This is a genomic window from Gottfriedia acidiceleris, from assembly GCF_002128425.1.
GTDB classification, from domain to species: domain Bacteria; phylum Bacillota; class Bacilli; order Bacillales; family Bacillaceae_G; genus Gottfriedia; species Gottfriedia acidiceleris.
The window spans coordinates 42,433-65,131 of sequence record NZ_NESS01000016.1; the positions used below are offsets into that span (position 1 = coordinate 42,433).

The window sequence follows — 22,699 nt, forward strand, 5'->3', positions numbered from 1 at the left end:
TTATACTCTATTAACAGAACCTCCAAAGTGAATTAATAAAATTTCATTAAAATTAAGATGTGAAATCTAATTAAATTTTAATTTTAGGGGGTTTTTTTATGTTCAGAAACAAACTTAAGAAAAAGTTAATTCCAGTGGCAGTGCTTTCAACAATGGCATTTGGTTCGTTTATTGGCTCTTTTGCTAATCATACAGTACAAGCTAAGGAAACAAACAAGAATGAAATTAGAAATGTGATCTTTTTAATTGGTGATGGAATGGGTGTTTCATATACGACTGCTTATCGTTATTTAAAAGATGATCCAAAAACGAATGTAGTAGAACAAACAGAATTTGACCATTATTTAGTAGGGCAACAAATGACATATCCTGAGGATCCTATGCAAAATATTACTGATTCTGCTGCAGCGGCAACAGCTATGTCAGCGGGGGTTAAAACCTATAATGCAGCAATTGGTGTAGATAATGATGGGTCAAGAGTAAAAACAGTACTAGAGGCTGCAAAGGAAAAAGGAAAAGCAACAGGGCTTGTAGCTACTTCGGAAATTACACATGCTACACCGGCGTCTTATGGAGCGCATGATGTAAGTCGTAAAAATATGAATGCAATTGCGGATGATTATTATGATGAACTAATTAAAGGTGGACATAAAATAGATGTCATGCTTGGTGGTGGATTAAGTAACTTTGTACGAGAAGATCGTGATTTAACAAAGCAATTTAAAAAAGATGGATACTCTTATGTAACGAATAAAAATCAAATGTTAAAGGATAAAAACAATAAAGTATTAGGTTTATTTGCTCCTGGTGGAATGCCAAAGATGATCGATCGCGATGATTCAATGCCATCATTAAGCGATATGACAAATACAGCAATTGATAAATTAAGCAGAGATAAAGATGGATTCTTTTTAATGGTAGAAGGTAGTCAAATTGATTGGGCAGGACATGATAACGATATCGTTGCAGCAATGAGTGAAATGGAAGATTTTGAAAAAGCATTTAAAGCTGCAATTGAATTTGCCAAAAAGGACAAGCATACATTAGTTGTTGCAACAGCAGACCACTCAACAGGTGGATATTCTATTGGGGCAAAAGGTGATTACAATTGGTACGGCGCACCGATTGCTGCAGCTAAACATACTCCTGATTTCATGGCTGAACAAATTAGTAAAGGCGCAGATGTAGAAAAAACATTAAAATCGAATATTAACTTAGAATTGAAGCCTGAAGAAATTCAATCTGTTAAAAATGCAGCGGCCTCAAAAAGTGTGTTAGAGATTGATAATGCTATCGAAGCAATTTTTGATAACCGTTCAGTAACAGGGTGGACTACTGGTGGTCACACAGGTGAAGACGTAAATGTTTATGCGTATGGCCCTGGCAGCCAACTATTTGCAGGGAAAATTGATAATACTGACCAAGCGAAAAATATTTTTAGAATTTTAAAGCATGGTAAATAAGTAAAAAATCAGATCCCGTTAAATGACTTTATTTAACGGGATTTAAGGGTGAAAGGGGATTTATATGAAAAAATTGATTCCGTTTATTTTACTTTCTTTCATGCTATCAGGATGTAGCTTAGTCCAGAAGGAAAAAACAACTGGTTCGGCTGAAAACATAAAAAAGGTCTCTACTATATCCAAAAACCGAGCAAAGTCTTTAGACGATATATACGTGCCTAATCCACAGGTTTCAGATGATACAAGTTTACGTCTTAAAGGTCAAACAGTAAAAGATGATAAAGGTGAAGTTACTTTAGAAGGCATTGCTTCATTAAATAAATCTTACTCAGTTGGTCCAATCGAAATGAAAATTAAAAACATCAAGCTTCTTAAAAACTTACCAACGTATTCTTTAATGGATTATTTTCATTATTATACGGAAAGCTATGAAAATTTTCGATTTATAAAGGTTGAAGTAGAAATTATTAATCACTCGAATAAACAACTACACTTTGGTCCAGTTGCACATTTGGTGACAAGTAATAATGAAGTAAAGGAATTCAAAGATGATTTTTATATTGAATATTTAGGCGGGGAAATCAGTCCTAATGGTTCAAAGCAAGGTGCAATGGGATTTGTTGTCGATCATGCTGACCCTAGCTTGAAATGGATTGAGCTGACAACTAGTGATGTATTAGATGATCAACATAAAGTAGTTGCTCAAGGACAAAAAATTAAAGTGAATTTTAATTAGCGTTACACAAAAAACTCCTTTCTCATAATAGAAAAAGGAGTTTTTTATTTTATAAGGTTATTTCATCCTCAACTGGAGGAAGAAGTACATCATTTTTGTCAGGATACATTTGTTCAATATGATTTTCTCCCCAAGAACACAGTAAATCTAAAACTTCTTTTAAAGACCATCCGTAATCAGTTAAGGAATATTCCACTTTTGGCGGAACCTGATTAAATACTTTTCGGTGAACGATATTATCTTCCTGCAATTCCTTCAGTTGCTGAGTTAACATTTTTTGGGTAATGTTTGGCATTAATTTTTTTAATTCAGAAGTTCGTCTCGTTCCTTTTGTCAGATGACATAGAATCACAACCTTCCATTTACCACCGATTACGTCTAATGAAGCTTCAACTGGAATATTGTATTTTTTCATTTTCTCCTCTCCTTCATTCATTTTTAATCAAAAAAGGTCTACGTAACATATTTTTAATGATTAAAACATCATAACATTCTCGTAGTAAACTGTGTAGTTTCTAGTCCGGTAAAAAATTTTTTTGTAAATTTTTCTCTGTTTTAAACCTTTATTCTTATAAATGTTACTAAAAAGTAACTATATCACTTCAAAGTACATACTTCTTTTACTGAATCTTATCACTCATAATGACAATAGTTAATTGATTAACAAACATTTACAAAAAGTATTTTTTCCATTGCTACTTAATTGTATAGAGCCAGATGTTAATCTTTTACAATTTCTTTTCATTTATGTTTTGAATGACAATGAGACTTTATTCAGGCGCCATGTCTTTTTGTATTCAAACTAATAATAAAAATACAATAGCAATAATAAGGAGGATTATATATGAGTTCAACTGCTACTTCGATTAAAATGCAAGAGAAAAAAAGTGGCACTCCCGCGTTAATGGCTCTTGCTGTTAGTGCCTTTGGGATTGGGACAACTGAATTTGTTCCTGTTGGTTTATTATCAACTCTAGCTGGTGATTTGAAAATTTCAATAACATTAGCAGGTTTATTAATTTCTGGATATGCGATGGGTGTTGCACTTGGGGCACCAATTTTAACCGCGTTAACAAATAAGATTGGTCGAAAATCGTTACTAATGCTATTAATGATTATTTTTATCATTGGAAATAGTGTTGCTGCCTTTTCAACTAGTTTTGGTCTATTATTAGTTGCTCGAATCATTACTTCGTTTTCACATGGGGTATTCTTTTCAATTGGCTCAACAATTGCAGCCGATGTAGTACCTGAAAACAAACGTGCAAGTGCGATTGCATTTATGTTTACAGGCTTGACTGTTGCAACTGTGACTGGTGTTCCATTAGGTACATTTATTGGTCAGCATTTTGGATGGAGATCAACTTTTGGAGCTGTAGCATTATTAGGTGTTATTGCAATCATTGCAATCGCGATATTAGTTCCAAAAACAATTAAACAGCCACTGGCATCAAAATTTAGTGATAACCTGAAAGTTTTAAAAAATGGACCATTACTATTAGCCTTTGCTATTACAGCTTTAGGATATGGGGGTACTTTTGTAGCATTCACATACTTGTCACCAATCCTTGAAAAAATCACAGGATTTGCTCCAAACTCTGTAAGTATTATCTTACTTGTTTATGGAATTGCAGTAGCAATAGGTAATACGATTGGTGGAAAAGCGGCAAATAAAAATCCTTTAAAAGCACTAACGTGGATGTTTGTTGTTCAAGCAATTGTTCTCATCATTTTATCGTTCACGGCACCGTTTAAAATAGTTGGGATTATAACGATTTTCTTTTTAGGTTTACTTGCTTTTATGAATGTACCTGGTCTACAAATTTATGTTGTGAAATTAGCTGAGAAGTATGTTCCATCTGCTGTAGATATTGCATCAGCGCTAAATATAGCAGCTTTCAACGTAGGTATTGCAATTGGAGCATTTATTGGTGGATTAGTTGTAGATACAATCGGCTTGATTCATACACCTTGGATTGGTGGAATTATGGTTTTTGGAGCGGTTCTACTTAGTATCTGGAGCGTTTCTATAGAAAAGAAAAAGTAAATTTTTTTAAAAAAATTAAAGAGATAAAAGGAGAAATAAAAATGAATAATGTAGTTAAATTAAACAATGGTTTAGAAATGCCAGTTATCGGGTTAGGAGTTTTCCAAGTTGAAGACGGACAAGTCGTAATTGATTCTGTAAAAGCAGCAATACGAAATGGCTACCGTAGTATAGATACTGCAGCAATCTATCAAAACGAAGAAGGTGTAGGGCAAGGAATTAGAGAAGCCCTTGAAGAAAATGGTCTTAAACGTGAAGACTTATTTATTACATCAAAGGTATGGAATGCTGATCTAGGTTACCAATTAACTATCGATGCTTTCGAATTAAGTTTGAAAAAACTTGGTCTTGATTATTTAGACCTATATTTAATCCACTGGCCAGTAGAAGGAAAATATGTTGAATCATGGAAAGCACTCGAAACACTATATAAAAATGGTAAAGTAAAAGCAATTGGAATGAGTAACTTCCAAATTCACCACTTGAAAGAAGTAATGGCTAATGCTGAAATTATGCCTATGATCAATCAAGTTGAATTACATCCAATGTTAAGTCAAGTTGAACTAAGAGAATTTTTAAAAGAAAATTCAATTCAAGTGGAAGCATGGGCACCATTAATGCAAGGACAATTATTTGAAAATGAAACCTTATTACAAATAGCAAACAAATATAATAAATCAATTGCTCAAGTTGTGTTACGCTGGCATTTACAAAACGGTATTGTCATCATACCAAAATCAATCAAAGAACATCGCATTCAAGAAAACGTAAATATTTTTGACTTTGAACTAACAGAAGAAGATATGAACCAAATCAACGCTCTGAACCAAAACCACCGCGTTGGTCCAGACCCTGACAATTTCGATTTTTAATCGAATATATAGAAGTAAACGACTGTCAAAATAATGACAGTCGTTTTTATTTCTAATCGAAAGTCGTGCGAAAAAAATCAAAATTTATATAAACTTTAGAGGCTTTTTATATTGAGAGTCGAATATTCGAATATAACAATATACATTTACATAAAACTTCCACAGCGTAAGACTTAAGACTTACTAAGTTTAATACTTAAGTGCGTTTTAAATTGTTCACCGATTCATTACTATTAACATAGTAACGAAAAATACTGGAGAACGGTCAAGCAGTAGTAGAGGAGTTGAATACTTTGAAGAAAGACAAAAAACAGTTTAATACGATGAAAGAACTCACGTTACACATAGTATTAGCTACAATATCGATCTTAATATTAGTCACTAGTTTACCTACTATTGTAACGATCTATAAAATATCATTTATTTTTGCAATCATGGGAATTCTGCTACTAGATTTCTATCTTGTTATATCGAATCATAAAAAGTTTTTAAAGGTTACAAAAATAGCGCTAATTAGCTTACTACTTTGTATATCAATAGTTGGAATTTTATTTTATGCCAGTAAATTTCTAGTATTCGTAGATGCGTACGGAGTTGAACGAATATTGACCAATCATATTACAACTGCAAAATTATTATTTTTCTTAATCTGTTTATGTCAGCCGATTTTTTTACCTTTACCAGAAGCACTTACTATTCCTGCAGGTAGTGCTGTTATCGGATCGTTTTCTGGAGCGGTAATTGGATTTTTAGGTTCAACTTTAGGGATTGTCATTATGTATTTTTTAGCAAGAATAGGTGGACTTAAATTAGTTTCAAAGTTTGTTAAAGAAAGACAGCTAAAAAAATATCAGGAATATGTTAAAAAAAATGAAACGATTATTTTAACTTTAATGTTTATCATTCCGATTTTACCTGATGAAATTATTTGTGTTGGGGCAGGAATTAGCAAAGTATCTTTCAAAAAGTTTCTTATAATTGCTTCGATTTCAAAATTGATCACATCATCTCTATTATCATACTCTGTCTATTTGGCAAAGTTTTTCTCTTTAACAACTTCGCAAATAGCTTTAACTAGCTCCATTTTAATTGCTTGTATCGTATCTTTATCATTTATTATTAAGAAATCAATTAAACGAACGAATTCAAAAGAAGCTTACGTAGCACAAAGTGAATAATAAAAAAGGCAATGTAATGGTTTAACCTTACATTGCCTTTTTATGCTTAAGAAATTATAAATTTACTTTTGTCGAAATTGAAAATTTCCTGAGAAATAATGTAGAAAACATGACGAATTTACATCAATACTTTAATACCTTGAACTATATTCCATATAAAAACAATTAAATTAACAATGAATGCTAATATAAATCCACCTATAAGAGCAAAACCAGCACCATCACCAAAAGTATTAAAAGTGAAAAGGGAAATTAGCGCCAAAATAATAATTGTTAGAAATGGGAGTATGTGTGAAAAAAATGCTCGTTTAGAATGCGATTTTAGTTGTTGATCTTTTGCAACGAAATAAACAATTATTGGGAATAAGAAAGGTGCGAAGAATACACTAAAATAACATAATGAGGACAAAATCTTATTTGTTTCCATCTTTTTACCTCGATTTCTTAAAAAATTTTAATTAATCTTAGTATAGTTTAATTTATATATATATATCGATTTATTTATTAATAATTTTTGAAATTATTTAATTTTAAAAAGTTTAGGCTGAGAAATGTGTATCCTTTTTTTGTTTCTTTTTTAAGGAAATATAAATGAAAAAGGTGACTAAGATTGTAGCAGTAATACAGATTGTAACCCATGGCGAGCCAAGCAAGAAATTTCCGTATAAAGTATAAAGAACAGCAATCGGTATATTACCAGCAAATACAATTGCAATATAGGATAAGTATTTCATATTAGTGGAAGCTGCGATAAAGCATGCGCCATCTGTCGGAGCTAGAGGAGTTGCAACTGTTAAGAATAAGTATCTCTTTCGGTTAGAAATAATTTCTTCAAATAGAGTTGGGTATTTATTCTCCATGAATTGCTGGATCGAATCACTTAAAATACTTCTACTTAATAAGTAAATAATTGTTTCGGTGATGGCCATTCCAATTAAGGATAAGAGAATGGTTTCAAACGGGTGAAAAAACAAGCTACCTACTACTATTAATACAGAACTAGGAATAAATAGAAAGATTCTTGCACAGAAAATAGCGACAAATAATAGCATAGGATTGATGGAAGAATTAGTAATGAAATGTTTTATATCCTGTAATGTTAAATGAAATAAATGATATCGAATAGCGAGTAGTAGCATTAAAATCCAAAAGCCGATTACAATTATTGGAACGACTTTTTTCATGATTTATGCTCTCCTTTTAAGTTAGAAAATCTTCTGTTATAGTATTCTATTCTTCAAGTACAAGAAAACTGATTCATTTTTAAAAATTAATAATAAAGGTTATAAACAAGTCAAAAAATGAATAAAAATAATTATGCACTAAATTAAATATCTCAAATCAAAGAGAATTGAGGTGGAGATATGCTTGATGAAGGCCTATTAGTTATTAGACTTGTTTTAGGTATTATTTTATTTGGGCATGGGGTGCAGAAAGTATTTGGTTGGTTTGGTGGTTATGGGATTAAAGGAACTGGACAATGGTTAGAGTCGATTGGAATCAAACCTGGTGCATTTTTTGCTTTTATAACAGGAGCGGCAGAAATTGTAGGTGGATTCTTTATAGCGGCCGGTGTATATACAGAAATAGGTGCATGGTTAATTATAGTAGTAATGGCAGTAGCAGTAATAAAGGTTCATATAAAGAACGGATTCTGGAATAGTTCGAACGGATTTGAGTTTAATCTATTAATTATTGCAGCAGCAGTAGGATTATTGCTTACTGGCCCAGGATCAATGGTTTTATTTTAAGTGATTGATCTTTTGGAAATCTAGAACGTGATAGAGGGAAGCCTCAATAGTAGAGGCTTCCCTCTATCACGTTCTCAGTTATCGTTAAAACGTTCATCTTCATTTAATGAGCCTATGAGTTCACATTCGTTTTATGAAAAATATCCCTCATTCGTGATACGATATAAGTATTGACAATATGGAGGGATCAAGATGGTAGATGCTATTTTTGAACAACTTAGGTTTACAAGGGTTTATACTTTGAAAGTTCTTAGTTCAGTTTCAAAAGAAGTTGTAGATGTAATACCAGCAGGATTCAATAATAATATTCTTTGGAATGCCGGTCATGTACTAGGGGCATATGAGCAATTACTTTATGCTAACACTGGTGATACTGGCCAACTTTCAAAGGAATTCATTGATTTTTTCAAGGGTGGGACTAACCCAGGTGACTGGCAAGTGGAGCCACCATCATATGAGGAAATTGTTTCATTACTAGAACAGCAAGTTGAACAAGTTATTACTACATACGAAGGACGATTAGATGAAATCATTCCAAAAGAAATGAAACTAGGTAGTTTTGAAATAAAGACTGTTCGAGACATGATTAGCTTTAACATTTTCCATGAAGGTCTACATACAGGATTAATAAATGGTTTAAAAAGATCACTTGGCCAATAGATTTATTTTTAACTTTTGTCCTCACACTAAATCTAGGAGTTTATGCTCTTAGATTTTTTTGTTATAATCATGTTTAACTATTTGACAACTTGAAAGTTTGAAAATTTTGGTAATTCAAAATAAAATATGGCTTTTTTGTAATTGACTTTTGTTTTTTAGTAGAATGGATAAGAATATTAAATAGCAGCGATTATTACGAAGACAGCCTAAAAAAAACGAGGTTATATAAATGAAGAAAGAAAGTAATTTAATTATTTACGATCTAATTTTGTATTTAGTATTTCCGCTTGTTTTATATAAAGTTTTACAACACTATTTTAGCGACTATTGGGCAATGCTCTTACCTACTGTTCCAGGGATCTTATATACTTTATTTCGTTTTTGGTATACAAAACAGTTTAATGTTACTGGTATTTTTATTATTTCAACGTTAACTGTTAGTACTGCAGTTGATTTAATGGCGTTAGGTTCTGCGAAAAACTTAATTTTGTACAATGTGTATTATCACTTTGCGCTAGTAGGAGTATTTTTATTTTTAATGGCTTTGAAAAAGCCATTACCATATTATTTTATGATCGATATTGCTGCAATACAGGGGCAAGATCGTGAAGAAAGTAAAAAATTATATAAACACCCTTCACTTTTTAAAGTGTTTCAATACTTGTTTATCGCATGGATTATTAAAGATATATTATTTGCTATTGCACAATGGTGGATGGTTGATACGTATGGATTAAAAGCATATTACTCACGTACAATTATCTTTACGGTTGGTGGATATGTTTTTGGCATAATTATGGCCATTGGCTATGCGATGGTTACAATGAGAGCTCAAAAATTAAAAGGGGATGACTCAGAGCAACCTTCTGATGAAATTATTATTTAGTAAAGTTTTTTAATAGAATGAAACCCACAAGGTACAAGTTGAAGTGCAACCCAAATGTTAGACACAGTCTAACTTTATGGGGTCACTATAAAAGTTCCTTGTGGGTTTTTATATTACTAATATCAAGTTATCCCTTTAATGAATTTCCTACTTCTTGCAATTCTTTGTCTTCTCTAGATGCATTTAAGAATTCAATTTTTTGTATTCTTTCATTTTCTGGTTCCACATGAATTAATATTTTAGGATCTACTAAAACCTTTTTTATTTCTTCTTCAATTTTATCACATAGTAAATGGGCTTCTTCAATACTCATGTGTGATGGTAATACTAAATGAAAATCAATATGCTCCTCGGCACCCGAACGTCTAGTGCGTAGGTCATGGTATTCGATAAATTGAGATTTAAAAGAATATAATACATTTTCAATTTGTTTTAACTCATCTGTGGAAAGTCCAGTATCAAGTAGGGGGGTAAACGACTTACGTCCAAGTTCGATTGATTCCTTCATTATATAAATTGCAATTCCAATTCCGATCAATGCATCGAGAAATTCCCAACCAAAAAGACTTACTAAAATTAAACTTACTGCAACTCCGAGTGATGAATAAACGTCTGTCAATAAATGCAAAGCGTTTGATTGCATTGCAACAGAATGAGTATCATTACCTACTTTTTGAACGATTTTTCCTACTCTCCAATTGATTAATGCTCCAATTAACATGACGACTACGCCGATAATTGGCATTTTAATTGGAGTAGGATGAAGAAGTTTTTCAACAGATTCAATGATAATCCATATGCCGGCTACAAATATTAAGATTGTTTCGACCGTACCAGAAATATTTTCAAACTTACCATGACCATAAGGATGATCTTTATCAGGCGGTCTGTTTGAAATCCTTACAGAGAAAAATGCAATGACTGATGCAACCAGGTCCAGTAAAGAATGAATTGCTTCCGAGATGATTGCTACGGAACCAGTAAAGATTCCGACTATTAATTTTAATAAAACGATGAATGTGTTACTACATATAGAAAGTACTGCTATTTTGCTTGAACGCAATCTATTCACCCCTGTCCAATTTTTTCTACTTAAGTTAAGAGTTTTGTAATAAGGCAACAAAAAAGAAAAACCACTAACAGTTTGTTAGTGGTTTGTTTTTTTTAGATTTAATTTAAATTTATTGAAATGATTTTTCATTTTGAATCACCTTTTCTCTCACATAAAACATATTCTATATTATAGATACTATTTTGGAAAGTAATAGCTGTGTGTGTGATTGAATATATATCGACAAATATGTTAAAAATGGTTTGACATCTATTTTTAGACTGTGTTATACATAGACTAATATAAAAAATAACAGTCTATTCGTAGAGGTTGCATTGTATATGAGTATCATTTTAGAGAACTGTGGGTTTTATGACGAAATGAGAAAGGATCCTATGCCGAAGAAATAAATTGCCACACATTTTATTTCTGGGACTACATTTAATAAATGTAGTACTGTCACATGTGTTTGTGAAGAGCTATTGAAGAGATGTGATTGGCTAAATCCTTTTTTTAAAGCGATAGGCACATGAACATACTTCATGTGTCTTTTTTAATACACTAATACATTGAAGGAAGCTTCTTAGAATGATCTTACATTTGATTTGAAGGGAGAATACGAATGTATTTACATGGTAATAGTCGAATTAATAATGAAGGACATCTAGAAATCGGAGGTTGTGATACTGTTGATTTAGCAAAAAATTACGGTACGCCTCTATACATTTATGACGAAGCATTAATTGAATCAAAATGTAGGGAATTCCATGAAGCTTTAAGAGAAACGGGAATGAAATATCAAGTTGCTTATGCAAGTAAAGCGTTTCTATGTGTTGAACAAGCCCGCTTAATAGAAAGAGAAGGACTATGCCTAGACGTTGTTTCTGGTGGAGAGCTATTTACAGCTATACAAGCAGGCTATCCGGCTGAGAAAATTCACTTTCATGGAAACAACAAAACAATTGAAGAAATTGAAGAAGCTTTAAATGCAAAAATCGGTTGTTTTGTAGTCGATAATTTCTTTGAGCTAGAAGTATTACAAGCTTTAGCTGAACAGCGTAATGAAGAAGTATCAATATTATTACGTGTAACACCAGGTGTAGAAGCACATACACATGAGTATGTAATGACAGGCCAAGAGGACTCTAAGTTCGGATTCGATATTATGTCTGCTCAAGCTAATGAAGCAGTGGAAGTTTCATTAAATTCAAATAACCTAAAATTATTAGGAATACATTCACATATAGGATCTCAAATTTTTGAGCCAGATGGATTTGTTCATGCAATCAATGTATTAATGAGTTTTTTAAATGGACTTAAAAACGATTTAGGCTTTACAGCTGAAATATTAAATGTAGGTGGGGGTTTCGGAATTCGTTATACTTCTGAAGACGAACCTTTAGCTGTCGCAAAGCACATTGAAAAAATTACTACTATTATTAAACAACAATGTGAAGAGTTAGATTACAAACTACCAGAATTATGGTTAGAACCAGGACGTAGTATTGTTGGGGAAGCTGGAACAACACTATATACGATTGGTTCAACAAAAACTCTTCCTTCAATTCGTAAATATGTATCTGTTGATGGGGGAATGACTGATAATATTCGTCCTGCACTATATGGATCAAAATACGAAGCGATGCTAGCAAATCGAGCAAATGATGAGAATAAAGAAGTTGTATCGATTGCTGGTAAATGCTGTGAAAGTGGCGATATGTTAATTTGGGATTGTAACCTACCTGTTGTAGAAAACAGTGATTTATTAGCTGTATCTTGCACCGGTGCTTATGGCTATTCAATGGCTAATAATTATAACCGTATCCGTCGCCCAGCAGTAGTCTTTGTTAAAGATGGTGTTTCAAGAGAAGTAGTTCGTCGCGAAACATATGAAGATTTAGTAAGAAACGATAGAGTTTACATTGAAAACTCTAGTAGATAATTAACATTTTTGTGTTATTTGTCTCAGGTACTGAGTCAATGTTTAGACAAAACACTTAAATTTTGATTTTCAGACTGATTGCAAGCGCTTGTCTATCGAGGCGCGAAGTTACCCTAGACGGTAATGAGCACCGCAGACAGGCGAAGTAACGAAGAAAGCGAGCGTTTGTCAACATTCTGACACTTCTATGTAATATAGAAGTGTTTTATTTCGTTTTCCTTAATAGTATATGATAATTTATCGACATATAAAGACATATTTATCATTTATATTACAATATTGTAACAATTGCGACTCTCTTCGGGAATCTATGGTATAAATATTTACGTAGATTAGCGAGAGGAGAAACGCTGAAATGTTAAGAAAAAAACTAGTAGTGCTGGCGATGGCAAGTACAATAGTATTATCATTAGCGCCAAATGCTTCAGTATTAGCTGATAGCAAAGTTGATAAAAAGCAAGCTGAAGTAGATAAGTTCCAATCACAATTCAAAGAACTAAGCAACGAAGTAAAGAAAATAGATGCTCAAATTAAAACAACTAAGCAAAACATAGAAGCAAAAAAAGCAGAAATTTCTGAAACAGAAGAGATTATTAAAGATAAAAAAGCAAGAATTACATACTTATCAGACAGAATTGAAAAACGTAACGATTTATTAGAGGATCGTTTAGTTGCAATGCAAAAGCAACCAAAAGTTAATCTAGTAACAGATGTTTTATTTGATTCAGATTCTATCGTAGATTTCATTAATCGAGTAAACTCAATTTCAACACTTTTTGAAGCTGATCAAAATATCATTAAAGAACAAAAGTCTGAACAAGCAGAAGTTGAAAAGGAAAAACGTCTTGTTGACGAGAAGAAAGAATCTTTAGTAAATGCAAAAGAAGATTTAGTTGCTCAACAAAGTGAACTTTCTAAATCACAAGCTGAAAAACAAAAATCATTAAATACTGCTGAAGCTAACTTAAAGTTAGCTGTTAAAGAACTAGAGAATGCAAAAGAAGACGAAAGAGTTCAACGTCTTGAGCAACAATCTCTTGAACTAGCTGCTTTATCTAGCGATGATGATGAAGATGACAGCGTTAGCACTCCAGCTACAAAATCTAGTTCAAATTCTGAATCGAAATCTAGTTCAAATTCTGATTCAAAACCTAGCTCAAACTCAAACTCTGGATCTAATTCAGGTTCAAATAACGATGGCCCAGCTGCAACTGGAAATTCAATTGTAGATTATGCTTTACAATACCGAGGTGTACCTTATGTATTTGGTGGAACGTCACCAAGCGGTTTTGATTGCAGTGGTTTCATTTGGTATGTATATTCACATAATGGATATGGCATCTCTCGTGGAAATGTAAAAACATATTGGAGTAATGCTACAAAAATCAGCTCTCCACAACCTGGTGACCTAGTATTCTTGCAAAATACTTATATTAATGGTCCTTCACATATGGGTATTTACATTGGCGGAAATAAAATGGTTCATGCTGGAAGTAAAGGTATCAGCGTAATCAGCTTAAGTAATAGCTGGGTTCGTTCTCACTTCCTAGGCTATGGAAAATTCTAATAGTTTATTAACCTCGTATTATAATTAGTATAGTACGAGGTTTTTTATTTTCTATTAAAAATTGCCAAAAAGATATAAGCTCTTTAGCTTATATCTTTTTGGTTTTTAACCTGTTCTTTTAATAAATCACGAATTTCAATAAGTAAGGATTCTTCTTTAGTAGGAACAACAGGTTTTGCTTCTTCTACTTCTTTCCTTCTAAATGATAGTTTATTGATTAATCGAATAAAGAAAAATACTGAAATTGATATAATAAGGAAATCAACCACTGTTTGGATGAACAGGCCATATCTGATTTCAGTTTTATTATATGTGTACATTAATTTAGAGAAATCAATACCACCAGAGATTAATCCAATTATTGGCATCATAATATCAGCAACTAAAGAAGATACAATCTTTCCAAAGGCACCACCAATAATTACCCCGACTGCTAAATCAAGTACATTCCCTTTTAGGGCAAACTTCTTAAATTCTTCAAACATATTTAATGTCCTCCTGTATAATTATCGTATAAGTTTACATACAAATTTAAATTCTTTCAAGTTAGCAATTGGTCTTTTTAAGCAAAAATATTTATATCGTCAATTAGATATGGTAAATATAATTAATGACAATTTTTAGGAGGAGTAAGGTATGGGCACAGAATTAGCTACATTTGCTGGTGGATGTTTTTGGTGTATGGTAAAACCGTTTGATCAACAGGACGGAATTATAAAAGTTGTGTCAGGTTATACAGGTGGGGAAAAAGAAAACCCAACATATGAAGAAGTATGCACTCATTTAACAGGTCATTACGAAGCTGTTCAAATTACATTTGATCCAGAAGTATATCCTTATGAAAAATTATTGGACTTATTTTGGCAACAAATTGACCCAACAGATGTAGGTGGGCAATTTAATGATCGAGGTAGTTCTTATAAAACTGCAATATTTTATCATAATGAAAATCAAAAAGAGCTAGCTCTAGCTTCAAAAGATAAACTAGAGAAAAGTGGCGTTTTCAAGAAACCAATTGTGACAGAAATTTTATCTGCGAAACCATTTTATGAAGCAGAAGAATATCATCAGCATTATTATAAGAAGCATCCGATTCGTTACCAGCTTTACTTTAAAGGATCTGGTCGTCAAAAATTTTTAAAGGAACACTGGAAAACTGGCCAAGAAGAATTGAAGCAAAAACTAACACCAATTCAGTATGCTGTTACTCAAGAAGATGCAACTGAACCACCATTTAGAAATGAGTTCTGGAATCATAAGGAAAAAGGAATTTATGTTGATATCGTATCAGGTATACCTTTATTTAGTTCATTAGACAAATTTGATTCAGGTTGTGGATGGCCAAGTTTCACAAGGCCGATTTTAAAAGGTGAAATTGAAGAGAAGAAGGATTATAGCCACGGGATGTTGCGTATTGAAGTGAGAAGTTCTGAAGCTGATTCGCATCTAGGTCATGTTTTTGATGATGGACCTGGACCTGAGGGCCTTCGCTACTGCATTAACTCTGCTGCATTAAAATTTATTCCATATGAAAAAATGGATGAAGAGGGTTATGGTAATTATAAGAGTATCTTTCTTAAATAGTCTCTAAGGATATTTAACTAATTACGATCTAATTGTTGAAATAATTAAGATTTGAACCGAGATGTCTATTCGTCTCGGTTTTTTTATCTATATTAGGAAGGGGATGGTATTTATCTAATCTAATCATTAGTTTCTTAATATTGTCCTAAATATTTTTTAAAAAGTTTTCTGAAAATATTTACAATTGTGAAATAAGTGTGTTAATATAAAAGTGTCACAAAGTTGTCACAAATTAGGTATTGCAATTCACAAAAAAAACGAAACAGGAGGTTAATCATTATGAAGCACACTGATTATGAAATCGTTGAAACATATACTCAATATTCTGGTATTGCCTTTTTTATTGGTCTTATTCTTTTTTTACTATATTTCACTGGAAGCGGTTTCTTACATACAGGCGTGAGCTTAACGGTGAGCATAGTATTGATGGGCTCTTGTTCAACCTTATTTCTATTAGGTACTTTTTTGGGATTGATGTTCTCAATTTCTTCAAAAGAACAAGTTTAAAAGTTTAAAAAAAGAGTGGGTGTTCAATGACGAAAAGTCAATTGAACGCCCTTTTGTTTTGTTAACATATTTAATCGGATCCGTGTATAAAGTAATTTGAAACTTAAAATTCTTCCGATACGATTTAAATATGGAAGTTGTATATGCACTAGGAGGTGTCGCTTAAGGATGAATTTTTTTAAAAAGTTAAAAGGTATGGATCGTAATGTGTGGATTCGAGTGATTGGAGAAACAATTACGAGTAGTGCGATGATGATGCTTATGCCATTTTTTGCTCTATACCTAGAAGGTAAAGTTGATTCAATGCTAAAGGTTGGATTTATTATGTCAATTTCACCTATAGCATCTTTATTTGGTTCGATGGCTGGTGGTAGACTCGCTGATTTATATGGTCGAAAACGTATGATGGTTTTTTCGACGCTTGGAACATCTCTTATTTTAGTTTCCTTTGCTTTAGTAGAAGGCTATACAGCATTTTTAATTTTATCGATTTTGCTAGGTATTAGTAACTCTTTTTTTAGTCCAGCGGCTTCTGCAATGGTAGCTGATGTAACTGAACCAGAAGAAAGAACTGAAGCATATGGATTATTGAGGGTTGGAAGTAATGTAGGTACTGTGATTGGCCCGTTATTAGGAAGTTCAGTCGTGTACTTTTCTAAAGACAGTTTATTTTATATTGCAGCAATCACTTTAGGACTTTATAGTATTGCACAATTAATTCTATTAAAAGAAACACTTCCTGCCGAAAAGAATGTTAAAGAAAAGAATGAAGTAACGAAAATTCCTTTAAAAAAGGTTATGAAAATCATTAGTTCTGATAAATTATTACTTTTTTACGTAGCAACAGGTGTGATTATTTCTATGGGATTCTCACAAATTGAAGGAATGCTCCCACTTTATTTTAAACAAACCATTCAATCGCAATTTGGCATGTGGAATCCTTATCCATTTTTAATGTCGCTTAATGGATTGTTAGTTGTTCTTTTACAATTTCCAATATCAAGTTATTTATCGAATCGTTCAATTGGAAAAACGATGTTTTATGGAACTATATTATTTGGCTTAGGTATTTTATCAATCGGTTTTGCACCTCCATTATTACTTTCAGTTGGATTAGGTAAGTGGATGATTCTATTTTTCTTGGCGATTATCTTCATATACTACACATTTGGAGAAATGGTTATGTCTCCAGTCCAAATGACATTTGTAGCCAATATTGCGCCTGAAGAATTAAGAGCGACCTATATGGCTGTTGGTAGTATGAAATGGACGATTGGTGGTTTTCTGGGACCATTACTAGGTGGTTTTTTATTTGATTTAGAACTTGGTATATGGCTTTTTATTATTCTTGGATTAGGCGTTGTATTCTCAGGAATAATGTATCGCTCACTTGATGAGAAAGTAGCAATTAGAGATAATCAACAGGGTATAGCGCAATAGGTCGCAGGACGCTTGTTTTCTTTGATGCTTCGTCAACTGAGGGTAATTATACTTGTGTCCACACTAAGTATAGCTCAAGTTGGGCTATACTTTTTTAGTTGTCAAGAAATCACAAAACAGCTATCATTGCATATGTTGTAAAGAAAAATAGGTTTCTACCCATAAAAGCTTATACACTTTTGTATAAAGTGGTACAATAGGGAGAGCAAAAAATAGTAGGGGGAACATCATGAAGATTAAGTTAGGATTATTATATGGCGGTAAATCTGCTGAACACAAAGTATCATTACAAACAGCTTTTGCCGTTATTTCTGCTTTAGATCACACAAAATTTGATGTGTATCCAATTTATATAACAGAACAAGGCGAATGGTTACAAGGGAAACAAATTGAGGGGAAAGTAGAAAGTGTTGCAGCTTTAAAATTCTCAAATGAGGATCAACATGTAAATGAAATCGCTCCTGTCGCGTTAACTTCATCAATTATTCCTGCAGCTTCAAATCAAGATTCAACTGGCCCGGTTGACGTTATTTTCCCATTATTACATGGACCAAATGGTGAAGATGGAACAGTTCAAGGTTTACTTGAGCTTTTAAATATCCCTTATGTAGGAAATGGTGTATTAGCTTCAGCGGCTGGTATGGATAAAGTGATTATGAAAAACTTATTTGCTCAAGCTGGGATTCCTCAAGCAAAATATGTACATTTCTTAAAAACAGAGTGGAAAAAAAATGCAGAGTCTTGCTATGAAGTAGTCGAGAAAGAATTAGGCTATCCTGTATTTGTTAAACCTGCAAACTTAGGTTCAAGTGTTGGTATTACGAAAGCTAAGAATCGTGAAGCATTAATGGCTTCATTTGAAGAAGCATTCCAATTTGACCGTAAAATAATTATTGAAGAAAACATTGTTGGACGCGAAATTGAAATTGCTGTATTAGGTAACGATCAAGTTGAATGTTCTGTTGTTGGAGAAATCAAACCATCAGTAGAATTTTATGATTATACTGCAAAATATGAGAGTGGCGATACTGGTTTAATTATTCCTGCTCCAGTAGAAACAGAAACATATGAAAAAATTAAGCATTATGCAGAAGTTGCGTTCAAAGCAATCGATGGCTCAGGCTTAACTCGTGCTGATTTCTTTGTAACAGAAGATGGTGGCGTATTAATGAATGAAGTTAATACAATGCCTGGATTTACTCCATTCAGCATGTATCCTCAGTTATGGCAGGCTACTGGATTAACATATCCAAAATTAATTGAAAAATTAATAGACCTAGCAATTGAACGTTACGAACAAAAACAACAAATTAAATATAATATTTAACAATTGAAAACACTATTCATGGTTGAATAGTGTTTCAGTGTGTAGGCAAAAGTCTAAAATCTGATTTTCAGACTGATTGAATTCGCTTATCTTTCGAGATGAGAAGTCTGATGAGAAGCGAGTTACCCTAGACGGTAATTTAGCACCTCAGTCAGGCAAAGTAACGAAAAGAGAGAGCGTTTGTCAACAGTCTGAAACACTATCTCATTGTTGAATAGTGTTTTCATATGAATAGAAGAAAAATGCTATAGAAGAGGAGTCGGTGACAATGTCAATCGTACGTACTTTATCTCAAATTGTTAATATGATCCCTGGTAGCCAATTAAAGGGTGAAGATATAACAATCAACGGAGTTTCAACAGACTCACGTATAGATTTAAATGGAAAATTATTTATACCGCTTATCGGTGAGAAATTCGATGCACATCAATTTTTACCTCAAGCAATTGAAAATGGTGCTAGCGCGGTACTTTGTTCAAGAAAGTTTTCAAATGTTCCAACAAATGCGTCTGTTATTTTAGTGGATGATACATTAGAAGCTTTACAAAAACTGTCTAAATCATATTTAAGAGAGTGGAATGGTAAAATAGTTGGTATTACAGGGAGCAATGGGAAAACATCGACAAAAGATATTTTAACTAGCATTCTTTCAGCAAAATATAAAGTACATAAAACACAAGGGAACTTTAATAACCATATTGGACTTCCATTAACGGTATTAGCGATGGCAGAAGATACAGAGGTTGCTGTATTAGAAATGGGTATGAGCAATTTTGGAGAAATTGAATTTTTATCTAACTTAGCTGAGCCTGATGCGGCAATTATTACAAACATCGGTGAATCTCATATGCAGGAACTAGGCTCAAGAGCTGGTATTGCAAAGGCAAAGCTTGAAATTGCTAGCGGACTATCTAAAAGTGGATTACTTGTCATTAATGGTGATGAACCATTATTAATTGAAGGTACAAGAGACAAAAACTTAAACTATACAATCGAAACTTTTGGTTTTAACGAAAGTAATGATGTATATCCAACGTTTATTGAAATGAATGAATCTGGTAGTGAATTTGAAATAAATAAAGCGAAGGAAATCCGTTTCAAATTGGGCGTACTAGGCAAACATAATATTAGTAATACGTTGGCAGCTATTGCAATTGCAAGAAAGTTTTCATTAACATGGGATGAAATTAGTTCTGGTATGCAGAATTTAGAAATGACAAAAATGCGTATGGAGCTATTAAAGAGTGGAAATGGAATAACAATTATTAATGATGCCTATAATGCAAGTGTTACATCTATGAAAGCGGCTCTTTTATTTGCTTCAGAACTAAAGGGTTATAATCGAAAATTTGTTGTATTTGGCGACATGTTAGAATTAGGTGATCAAGAAATTGCTTTTCATGAAGAAATTGGAGAAGAAGTTGTAAATTTACATTTCGATTATCTTTACACTTTTGGACCATTAAGTAAATTTGCAGCAACTTCAGCTTTTGAACAAATGGATTCTTCAAGTGTAAAAAGCTTCGAAGATAAAAATAAGTTAATTGAAGATTTATTACAACAAGTTCAACCAAATGACCTAGTATTAGTTAAAGCTTCTAGGGGAATGAAATTAGAAGAAGTTGTAAATGCAATAGTAAATCAGGGGTAAACGTATGGATAATGGTAGGGGAAATAAGTATAAAATTTTTGCCTATTCCCTTAGTTTTGCTCTTCGCTTTTGCGTATACTAAATAAAGGAAAATACAATGTGAAAACTTTATATGCGTAATTTAACAAATGAAAACTGTTCGTAATATAAGGCGTGAAGAAGCCTGTAAACATGATTTTATGGTGAATTTAACGATTTTTTAAGGGCAAAATATCGTTTGGGAATCAAATTGTTAGAATATAACTTCATTTGCTTTTTGGATAGAATGTCCGTATAATGGGTAGATATTGTTTCCTTTTCATGATACTTCGGACTATTGTTTTCCACTAAAAACGAACCTTCCATATGAACAGTCACGAAACATATAATTTTTTAAAATTTTTATAGATCAATTGAGATACAAAGGAGATTAACCAAATTGACAACATTTCAAGAATTAGGATTAAGTAGTAAGATCCTGTTTGCGATTGAAAAATTAGGCTTCGAGGAAGCTACTCCAATTCAAGCGCAGACTATTCCATTAGCAAAACAAGGCCATGATGTAATTGGTCAAGCGCAAACTGGTACTGGTAAAACTGCCGCTTTTGGTATTCCATTACTAGAAAAAATTGATGTAGATAGTAACGATGTTCAAGGACTTGTTATTGCACCTACACGTGAGTTAGCTATTCAAGTTGGTGAAGAGTTACACAAAATTGGTATGAATAAAGGTGTAAAAATCCTTCCAATATACGGTGGACAAGATATTAATCGTCAAATGCGTTCATTAAAAAAATTCCCACATATTATTGTTGGAACTCCTGGTCGTATTCAGGACCATATTAACCGCCGTACAATTCGCCTTAACAATGTAAATACAGTTGTTTTAGATGAAGCGGATGAAATGTTAAACATGGGATTCATTGAAGATATTGAAGCGATCTTAAAAGAAGTTCCAGAAAACAAACAAACACTTCTTTTCTCTGCAACTATGCCTGATCCGATTCGTCGAATTGCAGAAACTTTCATGACAAATCCACAAATTGTAAAAGTAAAAGCAAAAGAAGTTACAATGCCTAACATTGAACAACATTTTATTGAAGTTCAAGAAAAGAAAAAGTTTGACGTTCTTACACGTTTATTAGATATTCAAACACCAGAATTAGCAATTATTTTCGGACGTACAAAACGTCGCGTTGATGAATTATCAGAAGCATTAAACCTACGTGGTTATGCTGCAGAAGGTATTCACGGTGACTTATCACAAGCAAAGCGTGAACAAGTACTTCGTAAATTTAAAAATGGTTCAATCGACGTATTAGTAGCAACAGATGTAGCTGCTCGTGGATTAGATATTTCTGGCGTTACACATGTTTATAACTTTGATATTCCTCAAGACCCTGAAAGCTATGTTCACCGTATTGGTCGTACAGGTCGTGCAGGTAAATCAGGTATTGCAATGTTATTCATCACTCCACGTGAGTTCGGTCAATTAAAAAATATTGAGCGTACAACGAAAAAACGTATGGAGCGTATGACAGCACCGACATTAGATGAAGCAATTGAAAGCCAACAACGCATTATTGCTGAAAAATTAGCTTCAACAATGGAAAGTGATAACTTAGCTTTCTACAAACGTATTGCTGAAGAATTACTAGAAGAGCATGATTCAGTAAATGTAGTAGCTGCTGCTTTAAAAATGTTAACAAAAGAACCAAATGAAACACCGATTCGTTTAACTGATGAGCCACCAATGGTTTCAAAACGTGATCGTGGTGGACGTGGTGGAAACGGCGGCGGTGGTTACCGTCGTGGTGAAAACAGACGTGGCGGTGGCGAAGGTCGCCGTGGAGATGGACGTCGCAGTGAAGGTCGTCGCGGAGATCGCGACAACCGCGGTGGAAACTTCCGTAACAAACGTAGCGAAGGTTCTCGCGATGCTAATCGTGGCGGACAACGTAGACACCAAGATAGCAATAAATAAGAAAATTGAAAAGGTACATGGATCATAATCCATGTACCTTTTTTATTGCGAAAATATAAATTACTGTGTGAATT

The 22,699-nt window shown here is 33.0% G+C and carries 21 protein-coding genes and 1 riboswitch; of the genes, 16 read left to right on the forward strand and 5 right to left on the reverse strand.

The window, feature by feature from the left end; genetic code table 11:
* Positions 1–98 precede the first annotated feature (98 nt).
* On the forward strand, positions 99–1,463 hold the full coding sequence (locus B6K90_RS20160; protein ID WP_088014545.1) for an alkaline phosphatase: 1,365 nt from the start codon (positions 99–101) through the stop codon (positions 1,461–1,463).
* Between the two features lie 64 nt (positions 1,464–1,527).
* Positions 1,528–2,199: a DUF4352 domain-containing protein gene (locus B6K90_RS20165; RefSeq protein ID WP_088014546.1), complete on the forward strand. Its 672-nt coding sequence runs from the start codon at positions 1,528–1,530 to the stop codon at positions 2,197–2,199.
* 49 nt (positions 2,200–2,248) lie between these two features.
* On the opposite strand, the gene B6K90_RS20170 is transcribed toward B6K90_RS20165, so the two are convergent.
* Positions 2,249–2,614 (reverse strand): winged helix-turn-helix transcriptional regulator, encoded by a 366-nt coding sequence (locus tag B6K90_RS20170; protein ID WP_088014547.1) that lies wholly within the window; start codon positions 2,612–2,614, stop codon positions 2,249–2,251.
* A 429-nt stretch (positions 2,615–3,043) separates the two neighbouring features.
* On the opposite strand from B6K90_RS20170, the gene B6K90_RS20175 reads away from it, so the two are divergent.
* The 3 genes from B6K90_RS20175 (at position 3,044) to B6K90_RS20185 (ending at position 6,296) form a co-directional block, all read left to right on the forward strand.
* Positions 3,044–4,246, forward strand: a complete 1,203-nt coding sequence (locus B6K90_RS20175; RefSeq protein WP_088014548.1) for an MFS transporter — start codon at positions 3,044–3,046, stop codon at positions 4,244–4,246.
* Positions 4,247–4,287: 41 nt separating this feature from the next.
* Positions 4,288–5,118 (forward strand): aldo/keto reductase, encoded by an 831-nt coding sequence (locus tag B6K90_RS20180; RefSeq protein WP_088014549.1) that lies wholly within the window; start codon positions 4,288–4,290, stop codon positions 5,116–5,118.
* A gap of 293 nt (positions 5,119–5,411) precedes the next feature.
* Complete coding sequence (locus tag B6K90_RS20185; protein ID WP_235821867.1) at positions 5,412–6,296, forward strand: TVP38/TMEM64 family protein; 885 nt, start codon at positions 5,412–5,414, stop codon at positions 6,294–6,296.
* 118 nt (positions 6,297–6,414) lie between these two features.
* Here the strand turns inward: B6K90_RS20185 and B6K90_RS20190 are convergent, their stop codons facing one another.
* Both B6K90_RS20190 and B6K90_RS20195 read right to left on the reverse strand, forming a co-directional pair.
* Positions 6,415–6,723: a DUF4870 domain-containing protein gene (locus tag B6K90_RS20190; protein ID WP_088014550.1), complete on the reverse strand. Its 309-nt coding sequence runs from the start codon at positions 6,721–6,723 to the stop codon at positions 6,415–6,417.
* 112 nt (positions 6,724–6,835) lie between these two features.
* Complete coding sequence (locus B6K90_RS20195; protein ID WP_088014551.1) at positions 6,836–7,480, reverse strand: TVP38/TMEM64 family protein; 645 nt, start codon at positions 7,478–7,480, stop codon at positions 6,836–6,838.
* A 180-nt stretch (positions 7,481–7,660) separates the two neighbouring features.
* Here B6K90_RS20195 and B6K90_RS20200 point away from each other — a divergent pair, with 180 nt between their 5' ends.
* The 3 genes from B6K90_RS20200 (at position 7,661) to B6K90_RS20210 (ending at position 9,593) form a co-directional block, all read left to right on the forward strand.
* Entirely contained in the window at positions 7,661–8,047 is a 387-nt protein-coding gene (locus tag B6K90_RS20200) for a DoxX family protein (protein WP_088014552.1), read from the forward strand.
* Between the two features lie 192 nt (positions 8,048–8,239).
* Positions 8,240–8,707 carry a DinB family protein gene (locus tag B6K90_RS20205; RefSeq protein ID WP_088014553.1) on the forward strand — a complete coding sequence of 156 codons (468 nt, stop codon included), beginning with the start codon at positions 8,240–8,242 and terminating at the stop codon, positions 8,705–8,707.
* 229 nt (positions 8,708–8,936) lie between these two features.
* The gene (locus B6K90_RS20210) at positions 8,937–9,593 is read left to right on the forward strand and encodes a VC0807 family protein (RefSeq protein WP_088014554.1); all 657 of its coding nucleotides are present in this window, start codon (positions 8,937–8,939) and stop codon (positions 9,591–9,593) included.
* Between the two features lie 127 nt (positions 9,594–9,720).
* Here B6K90_RS20210 and B6K90_RS20215 read toward each other — a convergent pair whose 3' ends face one another.
* A complete protein-coding gene (locus B6K90_RS20215) occupies positions 9,721–10,656 on the reverse strand; it encodes a cation diffusion facilitator family transporter (protein ID WP_088014555.1) in 936 nt (311 codons plus the stop codon).
* Between the two features lie 304 nt (positions 10,657–10,960).
* A riboswitch (Lysine riboswitch) is annotated at positions 10,961–11,134 on the forward strand.
* 132 nt (positions 11,135–11,266) lie between these two features.
* On the opposite strand from B6K90_RS20215, the gene lysA reads away from it, so the two are divergent.
* Together lysA and B6K90_RS20225 are read left to right on the forward strand one after the other, a co-directional pair.
* Positions 11,267–12,586, forward strand: coding sequence for a diaminopimelate decarboxylase (lysA, locus tag B6K90_RS20220; protein WP_088014556.1), 1,320 nt, complete (start codon positions 11,267–11,269; stop codon positions 12,584–12,586).
* Between the two features lie 355 nt (positions 12,587–12,941).
* Complete coding sequence (locus B6K90_RS20225) at positions 12,942–14,153, forward strand: C40 family peptidase (RefSeq protein ID WP_088014557.1); 1,212 nt, start codon at positions 12,942–12,944, stop codon at positions 14,151–14,153.
* Between the two features lie 83 nt (positions 14,154–14,236).
* Here the strand turns inward: B6K90_RS20225 and mscL are convergent, their stop codons facing one another.
* Positions 14,237–14,638: a large conductance mechanosensitive channel protein MscL gene (mscL, locus tag B6K90_RS20230; RefSeq protein ID WP_088014558.1), complete on the reverse strand. Its 402-nt coding sequence runs from the start codon at positions 14,636–14,638 to the stop codon at positions 14,237–14,239.
* A gap of 151 nt (positions 14,639–14,789) precedes the next feature.
* Here mscL and msrA point away from each other — a divergent pair, with 151 nt between their 5' ends.
* The 6 genes from msrA to B6K90_RS20260 all read left to right on the forward strand — a co-directional run bounded on the left by msrA (position 14,790) and on the right by B6K90_RS20260 (position 22,625).
* Positions 14,790–15,737, forward strand: coding sequence for a peptide-methionine (S)-S-oxide reductase MsrA (gene msrA, locus B6K90_RS20235; RefSeq protein WP_088014559.1), 948 nt, complete (start codon positions 14,790–14,792; stop codon positions 15,735–15,737).
* 279 nt (positions 15,738–16,016) lie between these two features.
* A complete protein-coding gene (locus B6K90_RS20240; protein ID WP_088014560.1) occupies positions 16,017–16,244 on the forward strand; it encodes a hypothetical protein in 228 nt (75 codons plus the stop codon).
* 168 nt (positions 16,245–16,412) lie between these two features.
* Positions 16,413–17,684, forward strand: coding sequence for an MDR family MFS transporter (locus B6K90_RS20245; RefSeq protein WP_088014561.1), 1,272 nt, complete (start codon positions 16,413–16,415; stop codon positions 17,682–17,684).
* A 226-nt stretch (positions 17,685–17,910) separates the two neighbouring features.
* Entirely contained in the window at positions 17,911–19,011 is a 1,101-nt protein-coding gene (locus B6K90_RS20250) for a D-alanine--D-alanine ligase (RefSeq protein ID WP_139840772.1), read from the forward strand.
* Between the two features lie 268 nt (positions 19,012–19,279).
* Positions 19,280–20,662, forward strand: a complete 1,383-nt coding sequence (locus B6K90_RS20255; RefSeq protein ID WP_088014563.1) for a UDP-N-acetylmuramoyl-tripeptide--D-alanyl-D-alanine ligase — start codon at positions 19,280–19,282, stop codon at positions 20,660–20,662.
* Positions 20,663–21,080: 418 nt separating this feature from the next.
* Entirely contained in the window at positions 21,081–22,625 is a 1,545-nt protein-coding gene (locus tag B6K90_RS20260) for a DEAD/DEAH box helicase (RefSeq protein ID WP_088014564.1), read from the forward strand.
* The last annotated feature ends 74 nt before the right edge of the window (positions 22,626–22,699 follow it).

Coding starts and splice junctions, on each gene's coding strand:
- B6K90_RS20190 (WP_088014550.1), bottom strand. CDS start 6,723: ATGGAAACAAATAAGATTTTGTCCTCATTATGTTATTTTAGTGTATTC.
- lysA (WP_088014556.1), top strand. CDS start 11,267: ATGTATTTACATGGTAATAGTCGAATTAATAATGAAGGACATCTAGAA.
- B6K90_RS20245 (WP_088014561.1), top strand. CDS start 16,413: ATGAATTTTTTTAAAAAGTTAAAAGGTATGGATCGTAATGTGTGGATT.
- B6K90_RS20240 (WP_088014560.1), top strand. CDS start 16,017: ATGAAGCACACTGATTATGAAATCGTTGAAACATATACTCAATATTCT.
- B6K90_RS20180 (WP_088014549.1), top strand. CDS start 4,288: ATGAATAATGTAGTTAAATTAAACAATGGTTTAGAAATGCCAGTTATC.
- B6K90_RS20195 (WP_088014551.1), bottom strand. CDS start 7,480: ATGAAAAAAGTCGTTCCAATAATTGTAATCGGCTTTTGGATTTTAATG.
- mscL (WP_088014558.1), bottom strand. CDS start 14,638: ATGTTTGAAGAATTTAAGAAGTTTGCCCTAAAAGGGAATGTACTTGAT.
- B6K90_RS20170 (WP_088014547.1), bottom strand. CDS start 2,614: ATGAAAAAATACAATATTCCAGTTGAAGCTTCATTAGACGTAATCGGT.
- B6K90_RS20225 (WP_088014557.1), top strand. CDS start 12,942: ATGTTAAGAAAAAAACTAGTAGTGCTGGCGATGGCAAGTACAATAGTA.
- msrA (WP_088014559.1), top strand. CDS start 14,790: ATGGGCACAGAATTAGCTACATTTGCTGGTGGATGTTTTTGGTGTATG.
- B6K90_RS20205 (WP_088014553.1), top strand. CDS start 8,240: ATGGTAGATGCTATTTTTGAACAACTTAGGTTTACAAGGGTTTATACT.
- B6K90_RS20200 (WP_088014552.1), top strand. CDS start 7,661: ATGCTTGATGAAGGCCTATTAGTTATTAGACTTGTTTTAGGTATTATT.
- B6K90_RS20210 (WP_088014554.1), top strand. CDS start 8,937: ATGAAGAAAGAAAGTAATTTAATTATTTACGATCTAATTTTGTATTTA.
- B6K90_RS20165 (WP_088014546.1), top strand. CDS start 1,528: ATGAAAAAATTGATTCCGTTTATTTTACTTTCTTTCATGCTATCAGGA.
- B6K90_RS20175 (WP_088014548.1), top strand. CDS start 3,044: ATGAGTTCAACTGCTACTTCGATTAAAATGCAAGAGAAAAAAAGTGGC.
- B6K90_RS20160 (WP_088014545.1), top strand. CDS start 99: ATGTTCAGAAACAAACTTAAGAAAAAGTTAATTCCAGTGGCAGTGCTT.
- B6K90_RS20255 (WP_088014563.1), top strand. CDS start 19,280: ATGTCAATCGTACGTACTTTATCTCAAATTGTTAATATGATCCCTGGT.